At 71.3% G+C, this 14,637-nt stretch carries 13 protein-coding genes; 7 read left to right on the top strand and 6 right to left on the bottom strand.

The genetic code is table 11. The annotated features are described in order from the left end of the window. Positions 1–5: 5 nt before the first annotated feature. The 5 genes from DEFCA_RS0105980 to DEFCA_RS0105950 form a co-directional block, all read right to left on the bottom strand. Positions 6–1,202 (bottom strand): CaiB/BaiF CoA transferase family protein, encoded by a 1,197-nt coding sequence (locus DEFCA_RS0105980; protein WP_025322123.1) that lies wholly within the window; start codon positions 1,200–1,202, stop codon positions 6–8. An 89-nt stretch (positions 1,203–1,291) separates the two neighbouring features. After that, positions 1,292–1,564, bottom strand: coding sequence for a TRAP transporter large permease subunit (locus DEFCA_RS0105975; RefSeq protein WP_084318853.1), 273 nt, complete (start codon positions 1,562–1,564; stop codon positions 1,292–1,294). A gap of 605 nt (positions 1,565–2,169) precedes the next feature. Next, positions 2,170–3,408, bottom strand: coding sequence for a glycosyltransferase family 4 protein (locus tag DEFCA_RS0105960; RefSeq protein ID WP_025322121.1), 1,239 nt, complete (start codon positions 3,406–3,408; stop codon positions 2,170–2,172). 36 nt (positions 3,409–3,444) lie between these two features. Then, positions 3,445–4,740, bottom strand: a complete 1,296-nt coding sequence (locus DEFCA_RS0105955; RefSeq protein WP_029733649.1) for a glycosyltransferase family 4 protein — start codon at positions 4,738–4,740, stop codon at positions 3,445–3,447. A gap of 66 nt (positions 4,741–4,806) precedes the next feature. Then, positions 4,807–5,397, bottom strand: coding sequence for a hypothetical protein (locus DEFCA_RS0105950; protein ID WP_025322119.1), 591 nt, complete (start codon positions 5,395–5,397; stop codon positions 4,807–4,809). Positions 5,398–5,601: 204 nt separating this feature from the next. Here DEFCA_RS0105950 and uvrC point away from each other — a divergent pair, with 204 nt between their 5' ends. Next, a complete protein-coding gene (gene uvrC / locus DEFCA_RS0105945) occupies positions 5,602–7,455 on the top strand; it encodes an excinuclease ABC subunit UvrC (protein WP_025322118.1) in 1,854 nt (617 codons plus the stop codon). On the opposite strand, the gene DEFCA_RS0105940 is transcribed toward uvrC, so the two are convergent. Beyond that, positions 7,415–8,704: a GGDEF domain-containing protein gene (locus tag DEFCA_RS0105940; protein ID WP_169709466.1), complete on the bottom strand. Its 1,290-nt coding sequence runs from the start codon at positions 8,702–8,704 to the stop codon at positions 7,415–7,417. The genes uvrC and DEFCA_RS0105940 overlap by 41 nt on opposite strands. Positions 8,705–8,903: 199 nt before the next feature. Here DEFCA_RS0105940 and DEFCA_RS0105935 point away from each other — a divergent pair, with 199 nt between their 5' ends. The 6 genes from DEFCA_RS0105935 (at position 8,904) to hemC (ending at position 14,636) form a co-directional block, all read left to right on the top strand. Continuing rightward, positions 8,904–9,485 carry a D-sedoheptulose-7-phosphate isomerase gene (locus tag DEFCA_RS0105935; RefSeq protein WP_025322116.1) on the top strand — a complete coding sequence of 194 codons (582 nt, stop codon included), beginning with the start codon at positions 8,904–8,906 and terminating at the stop codon, positions 9,483–9,485. Then, positions 9,485–10,444: a hypothetical protein gene (locus tag DEFCA_RS0105930; RefSeq protein ID WP_025322115.1), complete on the top strand. Its 960-nt coding sequence runs from the start codon at positions 9,485–9,487 to the stop codon at positions 10,442–10,444. The genes DEFCA_RS0105935 and DEFCA_RS0105930 overlap by 1 nt, the downstream gene beginning before the upstream one ends. Positions 10,445–10,854: 410 nt before the next feature. Further along, entirely contained in the window at positions 10,855–11,481 is a 627-nt protein-coding gene (locus tag DEFCA_RS0105925) for a precorrin-2 dehydrogenase/sirohydrochlorin ferrochelatase family protein (RefSeq protein WP_025322114.1), read from the top strand. After that, the gene (gene ccsB, locus DEFCA_RS0105920) at positions 11,478–12,317 is read left to right on the top strand and encodes a c-type cytochrome biogenesis protein CcsB (RefSeq protein ID WP_025322113.1); all 840 of its coding nucleotides are present in this window, start codon (positions 11,478–11,480) and stop codon (positions 12,315–12,317) included. Before DEFCA_RS0105925 ends, ccsB begins: the two co-directional genes overlap by 4 nt. A gap of 16 nt (positions 12,318–12,333) precedes the next feature. Continuing rightward, complete coding sequence (gene hemA, locus DEFCA_RS0105915; RefSeq protein WP_025322112.1) at positions 12,334–13,614, top strand: glutamyl-tRNA reductase; 1,281 nt, start codon at positions 12,334–12,336, stop codon at positions 13,612–13,614. An 80-nt stretch (positions 13,615–13,694) separates the two neighbouring features. Then, a complete protein-coding gene (gene hemC / locus DEFCA_RS0105910) occupies positions 13,695–14,636 on the top strand; it encodes a hydroxymethylbilane synthase (RefSeq protein WP_025322111.1) in 942 nt (313 codons plus the stop codon). Position 14,637 lies beyond the last annotated feature (1 nt).

Below are 14,637 nucleotides of genomic sequence, written 5' to 3'. Positions count from 1 at the left end.
TTGCGTCAGATCACCCCCTCGCCCGCCAGGGCGTCCACCTCGTCGTCGGGCAGGCCCAGGAGGCGGGTCAGGACCTCCCGGGTGTGCTCGCCCAGGGCCGGGGAGGGGCGGGGCCGCTCCTGGGGTGGGACCCCGGACATCTTGATGGGGGAGCCGGCCATCTTCATGGGGCCGGCCACGGGGTGGTCCATCGCCACGATCATGCCCCGGGCGTTCACCTGGGGGTCCGCCACCACCCTGTCGATGGTGTTGATGGGGCCGCACGGGATGCCCGCCCCCTCCAGGGCCTCGAACCACTCGGCCGCGGTGCGGGTGCGGAAGATCGCCGCCAGGATGGGCTCGAGGCTCTCCCAGTTCTCGGTGCGGTCCTGGTTGGTGCGGTAGGAAGGGTGGTCGATGAGGTCCTCGCGTCCCACCAGACGGCAAAGCTTCTCCCACAGGGCGTCGTTCCCCACGGCCACGATGAGGTAGTCGTCCGAGGCCCGGACCGAGGTGAACGGGGTGATCGAGGGGTGGCGGTTGCCGATGCGGGTGGGGACCCGGCCGGACACCTCGTACCGGGCGATGGCGTTCTCCAGGATGGCCACCTGGCCGTCCAGCATGGCCACGTCCACGAACCGGCCCCTGCCGGTGCGCTCCCGGGCCCGGAGCGCCGCCAGGATGCCCACCGTGCCGAACAGCCCGGCGGTGATGTCCCCGATGGAAGCGCCCACCCGGGTGGGGGGACCCCCGGGGTGGCCCGTGATGCTCATGATGCCCCCCATCCCCTGGACCACCACGTCGTAGGCGGGCTTGGTGCGGTAGGGCCCGGTGTGGCCGAACCCCGAGATGGCCGCGTACACCAGCCGCGGGTTCTCGGTCGAGAGCCGCTCGTACCCGAGCCCCAGCTTCTCCATGGTGCCGGGCCGGTAGTTCTCCACGAGCACGTCGAAGTGCCGCACCAGGTCGAGGAGCAGGCGCTTTCCCCGGTCGTGCTTGAGGTTCAGCGTGATGCTCTTCTTGTTGCGGTTCAGGCTCATGAAGTAGGCGCTCTCCGGGCCCACGAAGGGCCCGAAGTGACGGGCGTCGTCCCCCACCCCCGGCACCTCCACCTTCACCACCTCGGCCCCCAGGTCGCCGAGCACCATGGTGCAGTAGGGCCCGGCCAGCACCCGGGTGAGGTCCAGCACCCTGAGGCCTGCGAGGGGAAGCTCCGGCTCCATGTCGGCTCCTTGTCGAGGGGTTCGTGCGCCGGGGGCCCTCCTCCGGCCGCCGGGAATCAGGGGCCCCGGGGACCGTCCGACCCGTGAGCCTATCCGATCATCCGGTTCGGAAGCCAGAGGGCGAGATGGGGGAACGCGGACACGGCGACGATCACGATCACCTCGATGATCACGAAGGGGAGCACCCCCCGCAGCACCTCCGACAGGGGCACGTCCGGGGCGATGCCCTTGACGATGTAGAGGTTGAGGCCCACCGGCGGGGTCACCAAGCCGATCTCCAGGTTCACCGTCATGATCCCGGCGAACCACACCGGGTCGAACCCCAGACCCCTGATCACGGGCAGCAACATGGGGGCCACCATAATCCAGCGTCAGTCAATTTTTTCGAACCTGGCTTTAAGGTGGCGCGCTTCGGAGCTGCGGGCGGAGCCGCCGACCGTTTGGACCTGTGGCCCTGGAGACCCGGTGTCGGCGAACATGGGTGGTGGGGCGGGCCACATGGCGTTGGGCAGGCCCAGGGGAAGGCATGGCGCGAGGAGCACCCCTTTCTGCTGGTCTGTTGTGCTCCGAGAGCGGTCCCGGTGCCGTCAGAGGGGGAGGGTGCTAGGGGCCAGCCTTGGCCCGCCTGGTCTTCACCACCGTGCCCTGGGCGAACCCCACCGTCTGCTCCTGGGAGCCGTGCACCGCCAGGATCTCTCAGGCGCACACCGCTTGGCTCCGGCCGTGGTGGAGCACCCGGGCCGTGGCCACCAGCCGCTCTCCCTTGGCCGGCTGTTGTTTACGCATCCTCGCCATTTCCGGTTCGGGGCGCGCCTTGGCCCATCCGGACCGGAACGCACGATCATGGTGCTCGGGTGAGGTGGGTGCCGCAAGTGGGGGGTGACGTGGTGACGAGCGAGGGGCCACCCGGCGGCCCCGAAACTTCAAAACTTGCCTGCGTCCCCCCTCTCACCCCAGGGGACATGGATCACCCGGACGCCGCCTCCTGGAGCAGGGGCAGGATCTGGCGGGTGTAGAGGTTGTCCCACACGTAGTGGCGGATGACGTGGCGGAACATGCTCTGGGTGTTGGGGTCCCGGGCCACGGCCAGGACCTTGCGGGCGATCTCGACCGGGGTCTCGTCCAGGCCGAAGTAGGTGACGTTCTGCCCCCCGATCTCCCGGAACGGCGGGATGTCGGAGCACACGATGGGCAGTTTGATCATGCCGGCCTCGAGCAGGGGGATTCCGAACCCCTCCTGGATGCTCGGCATGAACAGCACGTCGGCAAGGAGGTACAGGTCGCGGATCGTGATCCGGTCGGCGCTCAGGCGCTCGCCGCTGCGGAACCGGTACTCGGCCATGACCAGGATGTCGTCCAGGACCCCCAGTTCCCGGGCCAGGGCCCGCAGCCTGCGGTAGTAGGCGAGGGTCTTCTCCTCGTGGGGGTCGTAAGCGCCGGTGAGGAGGAGCCGGGCCCCGAGCCCCTCGTCCTGGAGGGCCCGGACCACCCGGATGGACAGCTCGATGTTCTTGCGGGGGTGGAGCCGGGAGGGGTGGACCAGCAGGAACTCGGCCTCGAACAGCCGCTGCTCCTGGATCACCCGCACGGTGGTGGGGTCGAGCCGGAAGAACCGGATCGGGTCGATGCCGTTGGGCACCACGTGGACCCGGGCTCCGCGGCCGTACAGGTCTTCGAACTGGCGCCGCCGGGCCTCGGTGATGGTCACGTACACCACGTTGGGGTTGTGGGTGCGTAGGATCTCCCATACCGGGTGACCGAGCCGGGGCGCCATGTGGTCGTAGAAGAACGGGCTGTCGTGGTTCCACGCCACCACCCGGATGCGGCCCTCGTCGGCCAGGCGGTGCAGGGCCCGGGCCAGGGGCAGGTTGTAGGCCATGGCCAGCACGTTGTGGGCCACGACCACGTCGAACCCGGCCAGGGTCTCGGCCAGGTAGGCGTGGATCTCGCCGGTGATGCGGTCCAAGGTGCGGGGATCCTCCTGCCCGGGCTCCTGGGCCCGGGCCACCCGCTCGTACCGGGAGCCCAGCTTGGGGTTGATCTCCACCGGGAACTCGTCGGTGAACGGGCCGCCGGCGCCGGCCACGATCTTGACCGGGTGGAGGTGGCGCCGGAACAGGGAGGCCTGCTGGCGCACGACCTCCTCGACCCCGCCCACCACGGGCGGGCAGGAGTAGTGGAGTAGGGCGATCTGGAGCTTGCGCATGGGACGAGGGCCTGTCGCGGGTTGCGGGGGCGGCCGTCAGCCGCGGCCGAGCAGTTGGCCGTTGCAGCACCGGATCAGGTGCAGCAGCTTCTGCTCGAGCACCTCGTAGCTGAAGTAGCGCCGGGCGATCTCGTAGTTCGTGCGCACCATCCGTTCCCTCCGTTCCGGGTCGGCCAGCACCTGACGGATCTCGTCCACGGCCCTGCGGGCCGCGAACCCCTCGATGGCCACCACGTCGAACCCCCGGGGCTCGATGTCGGCCACGTAGATGGAGTAGCGGTTCACCACGATCGGCTTGCGGAAGTACACCGCCTCGAGGAAGGCGTTGCCGAACCCCTCGTACCCGCTGGGGTAGGTGACCAGGTCCGCGGCCCGGTACACGTCGGCGATGGTGTAGAGCCGCTCGCCCCGGTCGTTGGTGCCCCGCTCGGGCGCCACCAGATGGTCGATGAACACCAACTCCACCCCCAGGTTCTGGGCGTACTCCCGGACCCGCTCGGTGTACTCGCCCCCTTCGTCGCCGGCCGAGTGGGAGATGACCAGCCGGGGCTTGGGCAGGTCGAGGTACCGGACGATCTCGATGGATCGCTCGATCCACTTACGGGGCACCACCCGGGTGGGCTGGAGCACCATCACGTCGCCGTCGTCGAATCCCAGGCGGGCGCGCAGGCTGCGGCAGTACTCGTCCGGCGGGGGAGGCGGGGTGGCGAAGTCGTACACGTTGGGCACCACGGTGTTCGACACCCCCCGCCGGTGGCTGAGCTGCTCGGCCGCCAGCGAGTTGATGACCACGTGCTGGACGGTGGGCAGGTCCGGGGGGAAGGCGGCGTCCAGCAGGTCGCGGCAGGCGCTCACCAGGAACCGGTCGCGCTCCCACGAGAAGTCGTGGTGATGGGCGATGGTGGGGATGCCGGTCTCGGCGATGAACTCGGCCGTGGCCAGGCCCAGGGGGATGTTCAGGGGGATCGCCAGGATGTTCTCGGGGATGAGCAGGTCGATGGCGAACCGGTCCCGGAACGCGTACAGGGCGTCCTTGAACTCGTTCTTGAGCTCGTGGATCCGCTCGGTGGCCCACCGGGGCCGGGTCTTGCGGCCGAACAGCACCGCCTGGAGCTCCAGGATGTCGGGGTGGAGGAAGTGAAACCGCTTCACCTCCATGGAGCGGTCGGCCGGCCGGTCCAGCTCGCCGGCCAGATAGTGGCAGGTGTACCCGTTGCGTTCGAGCACCCGGGCCCACTTGTCCAGTTCCAGGGAGACGCCGTCGGTGCCTGCGATCCGGGTGGACACGAACCCCACGTTCCGGATCGGGTCGTTCGTGCATCCAGGTTGCATGGTGACTCCACCTCGCCGGTCGACAGGGTTGGAGGGTTGGGACGATGGGGGAGGGGCCGGCTCGGGCTATGCGGTCAGCAGCCGCAGGTGCACGGCCCGGGCGGCCTCGACCAGGGCCCGGGCCATCTCCTCGATCTGGCCCTCGGTCAGGGTGACCCGGTCGCCCTCGGTCACCAGCTTGATCTTGCCCCCGGGGTAGCGCAGCTCGAACCCCGAGCCGCCCAGGGCCTCCAGGGCCCGCCGGTCCAGGGCCCCCCTCCTCAGGGCGGCCCGGTACATCTGCAGCAGCAGGGTCACCCAGAAGGGCGAGCGGGACAGGGCGCCGGGCGTGCCGGCCAGGTCCTCCACTCCGGCCGGGGTGTCGGGCAGGGCCGGCAGGTGCTCCAGGCCCAGGGCCCGGGCCAGGAACGCCCGGAAGTGGTCGCCCAGGGCCAGCACGGCCAGGTCGGTGAGCCCGTCGGGCGCAACGGCCAGCGCCGACCGGATCGACTCGATCTCCGGGCCCAGCTGGCCCGCCGGCGCGGCGGGCTGGTTCACCAGGTCGGCGATCCGCTTGGTGGCCAGCCGCAGGCCGTACTCGGCGGCCTTCACGAAGGCCAGCACGCCCTCCACCGCTTCCTCGAAGGCCCACAGGGCCCGTTCGCCGTCGCTCGCCATGGTGTCTCTCCCGGGTTCGGGGCGCAGCGCCCGCACACCACCACTTCCCGCGCGCGGGCCCGAGGCGCAATAATGTAACGGCTGCCGCCCGAGAGGCAAAGGGGTGTCGTTGGTCGTCGGTCGCCGGTCGTCGGGACGTTTTCGGCCTCCTAGCCTTCCAGCCTCCTAGCCTCCCAGCTTCCCAGCTTTTTGAGACTATTTCCCATGGACGAGCTCGAAGCCAAGGTTGCCCGGTTTCCCACCCGTCCCGGCGTGTACCTCATGAAGGACGCCCAGGGCCGGGTGCTGTACGTGGGCAAGGCCAAGAACCTGCGGGCCCGGGTGCGCACCTACTTCCGCGAGGGGGCCGACGGCCGGCCGCGGGTGCGGTTCCTGATGGCCCGGGTGGCGGATGTGGACTTCGTGGTCACCGACACCGAGAAGGAGGCGCTGATCCTCGAGAACACCCTGATCAAGCGCCACCGGCCCCGGTACAACGTGGACCTCAGGGACGACAAGACCTACCTCTCGCTCCGGCTCGACGTGCAGAACCCCTTCCCGCGGCTCACCATGACCCGCCGGATCGTGCCCGACGGGTCCCTGTACTTCGGGCCGTACTCCTCGGCCCGGGCCCTGCGGGAGACCGTGGACCTGATCCACCGCATCTTCCCCCTGCGCCAGTGCCGGGACCGGGAGTTCCGGGCCCGCACCCGGCCGTGCCTATACTGCCAGATGCGCGGCTGCCTGGCCCCGTGCTGCGGCCGGGTGACCCCCGAGGCCTACCGGGAGATGGTGGACCAGGTGGTGGCGTTCCTGCGGGGCCGGAGCCGGGAGCTTTTGGAGACCCTGCGGGCCCGCATGGCCGAGGCGGCCGAGCGGCTGGAGTTCGAGGAGGCGGCCCGGCTGCGGGACCGGATCCGGGCGGTGGAGGAGACCCTGGAGCGGCAGAAGGCCGTGACCCACCGGCCGGTGGACCGGGACGTGGTGGCCATGGTGCGCGAGGGGGCCGAGGCCGAGGTGGTGGTGCTGGTGGTGCGCAGCGGCAACCTGATCGACCGCCGGTCCTACTACCTGCCCCACCTGGAGGGGGACGATCCGGAGGTGATGGGGCAGTTCCTGCGGCAGTACTACCGGGGCGACCGGATCGTGCCGGCCGAGGTGGTGGTGGGCGTGGACGTGGGCGAGGACGAGGCCCGGGTGCTCGGGGAGTGGCTGTCGGAGCGACGGGGCCGGCGGGTCCGGGTGGTGCACCCCCGGCGGGGGGAGAAGCGGGCCCTGGTGGCCATGGCCGCGGAGAACGCCCGGGAGCTCCTGGACGAGCGGCGCAAGACCAAGGTGGGGTACGACGCGGCGCTCGCCGAGCTGCGCGACCGGTTGGGGCTGGCCGGCCCGCCCCGGCGGATCGAGGGGTACGACATCTCCAACCTCCAGGGGGGGCACGCCGTGGGCTCGATGGTGGTGTTCACCGACGGGTTCCCCGACCCGCGCAGTTACCGCCGATTCGCGATCCGCACGGTGGAGGGCAGCGACGACTTCGCCATGCTCTACGAGGTGCTGCGGCGGCGCCTGGCCCGGCGGGACCAGCCCGGGTGGGAGCTGCCCGACCTCGTGCTGATCGACGGCGGCCGGGGTCAGGTGGCGGCGGCCGCCAAGGCCCTGGAGGACGAGGGGGGGTCGGTGCCCCTGGCCGGCATCGCCAAGGCCCGGGTGCTCCCGGGCGGCGGGGCCGAGGTGGTGCGCTCGCCCGAGCGGATCTTCCTGCCGGGCCGGGCCAACCCGGTGCCGTTCGGCCGCAACTCGTCGGGCCTGTTCCTGCTGCAGCGGGTCCGGGACGAGGCCCACCGGTTCGCCCTGGCCCTCCACCGGAAGCGCCGGGCCCGAGCCAGCCTGGGGTCTGCCCTGGAGGCGGTGCCCGGGGTGGGGCCCAAACGGCGCCAGGCCCTGCTGCGCCGGTTCGGCAGCCTCAAGCGGCTCGCCGAGGCCCCGGTCGACGAGATCGCCGCGGTCCCGGGGATCTCCGAGGCCTTGGCTCGGCGGATCAAGGAGGCCCTGGCCGGGGAGGAGCGCCGGGGAGGATGACCTGAACGCTCGGGTCGCCGGGCCGGTCCACCTCGGTGCGGTTCCGGCCCAGGGCCTTGGCCCGGTACAGGGCGGCGTCGGCCGCGGCCACCAGGGCCTCCCGGCACCGGCCGGGTCCGGGCACCACGCTGGCCACCCCCACGCTCACGGTGACCCCCCGGGAGCCCGCCGGCGGGGGCAGCTCGATCCGCACGCCGGCGACCCGGTGCCGGATCTCGTCGGCCAGGCGGGCGGCCGCCGGCTTCTCGGTTCCCGCCAGCAGCAGCACGAACTCCTCCCCGCCGTAGCGGGCCGCCAGGTCCCCGGGCCGCCCCCCGAACGACCGGAGCACATCGGCAACCCTGCCCAGGCACTGGTCCCCGGCCAGGTGACCCCACTCGTCGTTGAACCGTTTGAAGTGGTCGATGTCCACCAGCAGCAGCGACAGGGGGTACCCGTGGCGGTAGGCCCGGTTCCACTCCTGCTCGAACGCTTCGTCGAAGGCCCGCCGGTTCGGGATGCCGGTGAGGGGGTCGAGGTACGACAGCTCCCGGAGCGCCCGGTTCGACGCCTCCAGCTCCTGCTTGTCCAGGGTGAGCAGCAGGGTCTGGAGGAAGTCCTTTCGGCGGTACCGCTCCAGCAGGTACCCGGTGGCCGCGCCGATCAGGTTGGTGGCGGCCAGGCCGGCCACGTTGTTCAGGGCCACCGAAGGGGGAAGGACGCCGCCGAACAGGGCCACGGGCACGTACACGATCGTCACGGCCACGGCTGCGGCCGTGGCCGGGGCGACCCGCAGCCCGGAGAAGGCGTAGGCGAAGATGAGGAGGAGGATGAGGCTGGGATAGTACAGCACGGCGATCCGGGGGTGTTGGGCCATGACGGCGGTGAGGAACCCGCCGCCCACGATCAGGGCCCCGACATAGGCAAGCGGCAGGTAGGGCCGCCCCCTCCTCCAGAACGAGAGCGCGAGGGCCGCGGTCACGGCCGGGCACGCCACGCCGTAGCGCAGGGCCCACAGCCGGGGGCGCAGCTCGGGAAACAGCGCCGCGTCCAGGAGCCCAAAGCCGGCGAGGATCGCGAGCCCGGCGGCCAGGGAGATTCGCATCTGGGGCAGGAGGGCCGCCAGGTCGTACCGGCGGAACGCCGGCTCCAACGGGTCTTGGAACCGCAGGGCCACAGGGCTTCGTCGTACCTCTGCCTCCACGGCGGAGCGGTCGGGCAGGAGGTGGGGGAGAGGTGGGCGGGGAGCGGCGAGCCAACGGTTCGGCAAGGGTTGGGCTCCTGGGTCCGGGGAGAAGGGGGGCCTCCGGCACTGATCGGACGGCCCCCCCGAAACGATGAGACCCGGCGGGGTTTCTTGACACCCGGGAATCCGGCCCCCTATCCTGCGCTCTTTTCTTGGACTCTGTGGTAGCATGCCCGTGTTCCGCGGCCCCGTGATACGCGGGAGGGAGTCGACTCGGTTGAGCATGGAAGAGAGGGTCCGCGGCCAGTGGCTGGAGTCGGCCCGCACCCTGCAGCGGTTCGCCGACCAGGCGGCCGGCCAGGCCGCGGCGGTTGCGGCCGAGGTGGCCTCGAGGCTTCGGTCTGGCGGCAAGGTGCTCGCGTTCGGCAACGGCGGCTCGGCCGCCGACGCCCAGCACCTGGCGGCCGAGTTCGTGAACCGGTTCCTGCGGGACCGGCCGCCGCTGGCGGCCGTGGCCCTGACCACCGACACCTCGGCGCTCACGGCCATCGGCAACGACTTCGGGTTCGACCAGGTGTTCGAGAAGCAGGTGCGGGCCTTGGCCCGGCCGGGGGATGTGGCCGTCGGCATCTCCACGAGCGGACGAAGCCCCAACGTGGTGCGGGCGCTCAGGGCCGCCCGGGAGGCCGGATGCTTGTGCGTGGGCCTGACCGGTGAGGGCGGCGGCGACCTGGCCGAGCTGTGCGACCACCTGGTCCGGGCCCCCTCCCGCCACACGCCCCGGATCCAGGAGTGCCACATCGCCTGGATCCACGCCCTGTGCGACCTGGTGGACGAGATCCTGTTTCCTCTGGAACCGACCTGATGGCCCGCCGACTGCCCCCCCACGCCGAGCTGGACCCCTCGGGGATCCGCACCTACCCCCTGGCGGAGCGGCCGAGCAAGGTGCACGTGGGCACGCTGCGGCCGCCGTACCGGCCCGGCGGGTCGTTCCGGGCGTTCGTGGAGAGCCTGCCCAGCTTCCTTCAGGCCGAGGACCTGCGGGCCGTGGCCGAGGCCGTGGCCCGGGCCCATCGGGAGGAGCGGGTGGTGCTGCTGGGCCTGGGCGCCCACAACATCAAGGTGGGCCTCCAGCCCCTGTACGCCGATCTGATGGCCCGGGGGCTGGTGAGCGGCGTGGCCCTGAACGGGGCGGGCATCGTGCACGACCTGGAGCTCGCCCTCGCCGGCCACACCTCCGAGGACGTGGCCGCCCAGCTCCGGCAGGGCCGGTTCGGTATGGCCCGGGAGACCGGGGAGTGGGTGAGCGGGGTGATCCGTCGGGCCCGGGACCGGGGGGTGGGCCTGGGGTTCGCGGTGGGCGAGGCGATCTGGGAGGAGGGGCTGCCCCACCGGGAGGCGAGCCTGCTGGCCGCGGCCTACCGCCACGGGGTCACGGCCACGGTGCACGTGGCCGTGGGCACCGACATCGTGCACATGCACCCGGGGTGCGACGGCGCGGCCCTGGGCGAGGCCAGCCTCCGGGACTTCCGCCGGTTCGCGGCCCTGGTGGCCGAGCTGGAGGGGGGGGTGTACCTCAACGTGGGCAGCGCGGTGGTGCTGCCCGAGGTGTTCCTGAAGGCCCTGACCCTGGCCCGCAACCTGGGCCGGGAGGTAGCCCATTTCACCACCGCCAACCTGGACTTCGTGCGCCACTACCGGCCCAGCGTGAACGTGGTGGGCCGCCCCACCGGCGGAGGCGGCCGGGGCTACCACCTGACCGGCCCCCACGAGATCCTGGTCCCGCTCCTGTTCGGGTGGGTACTGGAGCTGCTGGAAGACTAGAGACTAGAGACTAGAAACTAGAGAACGGTTCCTCCGGCGACAAGATAGACGCGTCCGGGTCTCCGAGACCGTGAAGTGATGCCGGGAGGCGTGGCCATGCCTGGAACGCTTGGAAAACAGTGAGGTTTTTAATCCTCCTGGTGTCCCAGCATCCCAGCGTCATAGCCGAAGCTACAGGAACGCCGACAGGGGTCCGACGAGGCGGTTTGCCTCTGGCCTCTGTCCGCTGAGTCCTGGCTCCTGAACCGTAGCCCCCATGCCCCCAGAGTTGGGGCGCTGGCAGCGCTCGGAGCGGAAAGAGATTTTCAGCCTTTTGGCCGCCTAGCTTTCCAGCCCTCCAGCGGGCCGAAGGCCCCAGACCGACGACCGTTGACCGTGGACCGTCGACCGAAGTTACCGGAAGGAGAGCCGTGAGCCGGCCGCGCTACCCCGTCTTTTTGGATCTCCGGGACAAGCCCGTGCTCGTGGTGGGGGCGGGCCGGGTGGCGGTGCGCAAGGTGAGGGGGCTTCTGGAGGCCGGAGCCCGGGTGCGGGTGGTGGCGCCCGAGGCTGCCGACGAGATCCGGGGTCTGGCGGCCGAGGGCCGGCTCGTGTGGGTCTGCCGGGGGTTCGAGCCGGCGGATCTGGAAGGCACGGTCCTTGCTTTCGTTGCCACCTCCGATCCGGCCGTGAACCGGGCGGCCGCGGCCGCGGCCCGGGAGCGGGGGGTGTGGGCCAACGTGGCAGACGACCCGGAGGGCAGCGAGGTGCACGTGCCCGCGGTGCTGCGGCAAGGGCCGGTGGCCGTGGCCGTGTCCACGGGCGGTGCCTCGCCCGAGCTGGCCGCCTGGCTCCGGGACCGGGTGGCCGAGGCCCTGCCCCGGCGCCTGGGCGATCTGGCGGAGTGGGCCCGGCAGGTGCGCCAAAGGGCGCAGCCGGGCGCGGTGGCCCGGATGCTGGCCCGGGGGGTGGCCGACGATCTGGACCGGGGCGACCGGGAGGTTTCCGAGGTGTTGGCCGGGGCCGCCGAGCGGCCGAGCGGCACGGAGGAGCCATGAGCGTCTGGATGTTGAAGGGAACGGCCCTGGTGTACCTGCTGGCAGCGGTGCTCCAGCTGGCCTACCTCGTCACCCTGCAGCCGGGGGTGCGCACCTGGGCCCAGCGGATCACCTGGGGGGCTTTCGGGCTCCACACGCTGGCGCTGGTGGTGCGGTTCATCGAGGCGGGGTACACGCCGGTCACCAACCTGCACGAGGCCCTGAGCTTTTTCGGGTGGTGCGTGACCGCCCTGTACCTGCTGCTGCAGTTGCGCTACCACGTGCCCAGCCTGGGCGCCTTCGCCACGCCCGTGGCCATGGTGTTCGTGCTGGGGGCGACGATGATGCACGGCGAGGTGGAGCCCCTGCCGGCGGCCCTGCAGTCGTGGTGGCTGCCGGTGCACGTGGGCCTGCTGTTCCTGGGCGACGGCGCGTTCGCGGTGGCCGCGGCGGCTGGGGTGATGTACCTGCTCCAGGAGCGCCAGCTCAAGCGCAAGCGCCTGGGGGCCCTGTTCCGGCGGCTGCCCAGCCTGGACGTGCTCGACGATCTCAACTACCGGTGCCTGACCGTGGGGTTTCCGCTGCTCACCATGGGCATCATCACGGGCGCGATCTGGGCCCAGCAGGTCTGGGGCACCTACTGGAGCTGGGATCCCAAGGAGACCTGGTCGCTGATCACCTGGTTCCTGTACGCCGCCCTCCTGCACGGCCGGCTCACCGTGGGGTGGCGGGGCCGCCGGGCGGCCATCTGGTCCATCGTGGGGTTCGGCTCGGTGCTGTTCACGTTCCTGGGGGTGAACTTCCTGCTGCCGAAGCTGATCCCCGACCTCAAGAGCCTCCACATCTACACCGGCTGAGGCCGGAAGAGACGCCATGGACATCATCGTCGTCGGGCTCAGTCACAAGACCGCGCCGGTGGAGATCCGCGAGAAGGTGGCGTTCGCGGCCGACTGCCTGCACGACGCCCTGGAGCGGGTGCGGGTGGGCGACGCGGTGCCCGAGGCCGTGATCGTGTCCACCTGCAACCGGGTGGAGGTGTACGCAGCGGCCCGGGACCGGGACGAGGGCGTGGAGCAGGTGGTGCGGTTCTTCGCCGAGTACCACGGCCTGCCCCTGGAGGACCTGCGGCCCCACCTGTACGTGTACCAGGGGCCCGAGGCGGTGCGGCACGTGTTCCGGGTGGCCTCGAGCCTCGACTCCATGGTGGTGGGCGAGCCCCAGATCCTGGGGCAGGTGAAGGACGCCTATGAGGCGGCGGCCGCGGGCAAGGCCACCGGCCTGGTGCTCAACAGGTTCATGCACAAGGCGTTCAGCACGGCCAAGCGGGTGCGCACCGAGACCGCCATCGCCCAGGCCGCGGTGTCGGTGTCGTTCGCGGCGGTGCAGCTGGCCCGGGCGATCTTCGGCAGCCTCGAGGGCAAGAGCGTGCTGGTGATCGGTGCGGGCGAGATGTGCGAGCTGGCCGTGACCCACCTGGTGGAGAACGGGGTGCGCGAGGTCCAGGTGACGAACCGCACCCTGGCCCGGGCCGAGGAGCTGGCCGGCCGGTTCCAGGGCCGTGCCGTGCCGTTCGAGGAGTTCGCATACCACCTGCCCGAGGTGGATATCGTGATCTCTTCGACCGGCGCGCCCCACTTCGTGCTGGGGGTCGAGGCGGTGCGCTCGGCCATGAAGGCCCGCAAGCAGAAGCCCATGTTCCTGATCGACATCGCCGTGCCCCGGGACATCGACCCCCGGATCAACGACCTGCCCAACGTGTACCTCTACGACGTGGACGACCTGCAGAGCGTCGTGGAGCAGAACAAGAAGGAGCGGGAGAAGGAGGCCGAGAAGGCGGAGCGGATCGTGGCCGAGGAGGTGGAGAGTTTCCAGGCGTGGCTCAAGACCCTGGAGGTCACCCCCACCATCCGGGCCCTGCGGGAGCGGTTCGACGCGATCCGCAAGGCCGAGCTCGAGAAGACCCTGCGGGTGTTCGGGGACGGCCTCACCGCCAAGCAGCGCAAGAGCCTGGAGGCCATGAGCCAGGCCATCGTCAACAAGATCCTCCACGAGCCCACCGTGTACCTGAAACGGGCGGCCGGCGACCGCGAGCTGGAGGTGTCGGTGGAGGCGGTGCGCCGCCTGTTCGGCCTGGAGGAGGAAGAGCAACGTTAGGACGCTAGGACGTGCGGATGTCGGAGGGCTCCGGCCGCCCAGCCGCCTCGCTGCCTGGCCGAAACCAAGGAGCTTCGTTCGTGAAAACACTGCGCATCGCCACCCGGAAGAGCCAGCTCGCCCTGTGGCAGGCCAACTGGGTCAAGAGTGAACTGGAGCGGCTCCACCCCGGCCTGGAGGTGGAGCTGGTCAAGGTGGTCACCAAGGGGGACAAGATCCTGGACGTGCCCCTGGCCAAGGTCGGCGGCAAGGGTCTGTTCGTCAAGGAGATCGAGGACGCCCTCTTGGACGGCCGGGCCGACATCGCGGTGCACTCCATGAAGGACGTGCCCACCGAGCTGCCCGAGGGGTTGCACCTGCCCGTGATCTGCGAGCGCGAGGACCCGCGGGACGCCTGGTTCTCCCGGGACGGCGCGGGCCTCGGGGACCTTCCGGCCGGCAGCCGGGTGGGCACCTCGAGCCTGCGGCGCCAGGCCCAGCTGCGGGCCGTGCGGCCCGACCTCGAGTTCGAGAACCTGCGGGGCAACGTGGACACCCGGCTGCGCAAGCTGGCCGAAGGGGGCTACGACGCCATCGTGCTGGCCGCGGCCGGGGTCAAGCGCCTGGGGTTCGCCGACCGGATCACCGAGCTGCTGGGGCCGGACGTGACCCTGCCGGCCATCGGCCAGGGCGCGGTGGGCATCGAGTGCCGGGTGGACGACCCCGAGACCAACGCCCGGATCGCCCCCCTGCGCCACCAGCCCACCTGGACCACGGTGACGGCCGAGCGGGCGTTCCTGGCCCGGCTCGAGGGCGGGTGCCAGGTGCCGATCGCGGCCTTCGGCGAGCTCAGGGACGGCACCCTGCGGCTCCGGGGGCTGGTGGGCAGCCTGGACGGCTCGACCCTGATCCGGGCCGAGCGCACCGGGCCGGCCGAGGCCGCGGCCGACCTGGGCCGGGGCCTGGCCGAGGAGCTGCTGGATCGGGGGGCCCGGGAGATCCTCGACGAGGTGTACCGGCTGAACGGGCCCCAGGGGGCCTGAC

This window comes from Deferrisoma camini S3R1 (assembly GCF_000526155.1).
Lineage (GTDB): Bacteria > Desulfobacterota > Deferrisomatia > Deferrisomatales > Deferrisomataceae > Deferrisoma > Deferrisoma camini.
The sequence above is the reverse complement of the archived record's forward strand: the minus strand, read 5'-3'. Positions and strand labels throughout refer to the sequence as shown.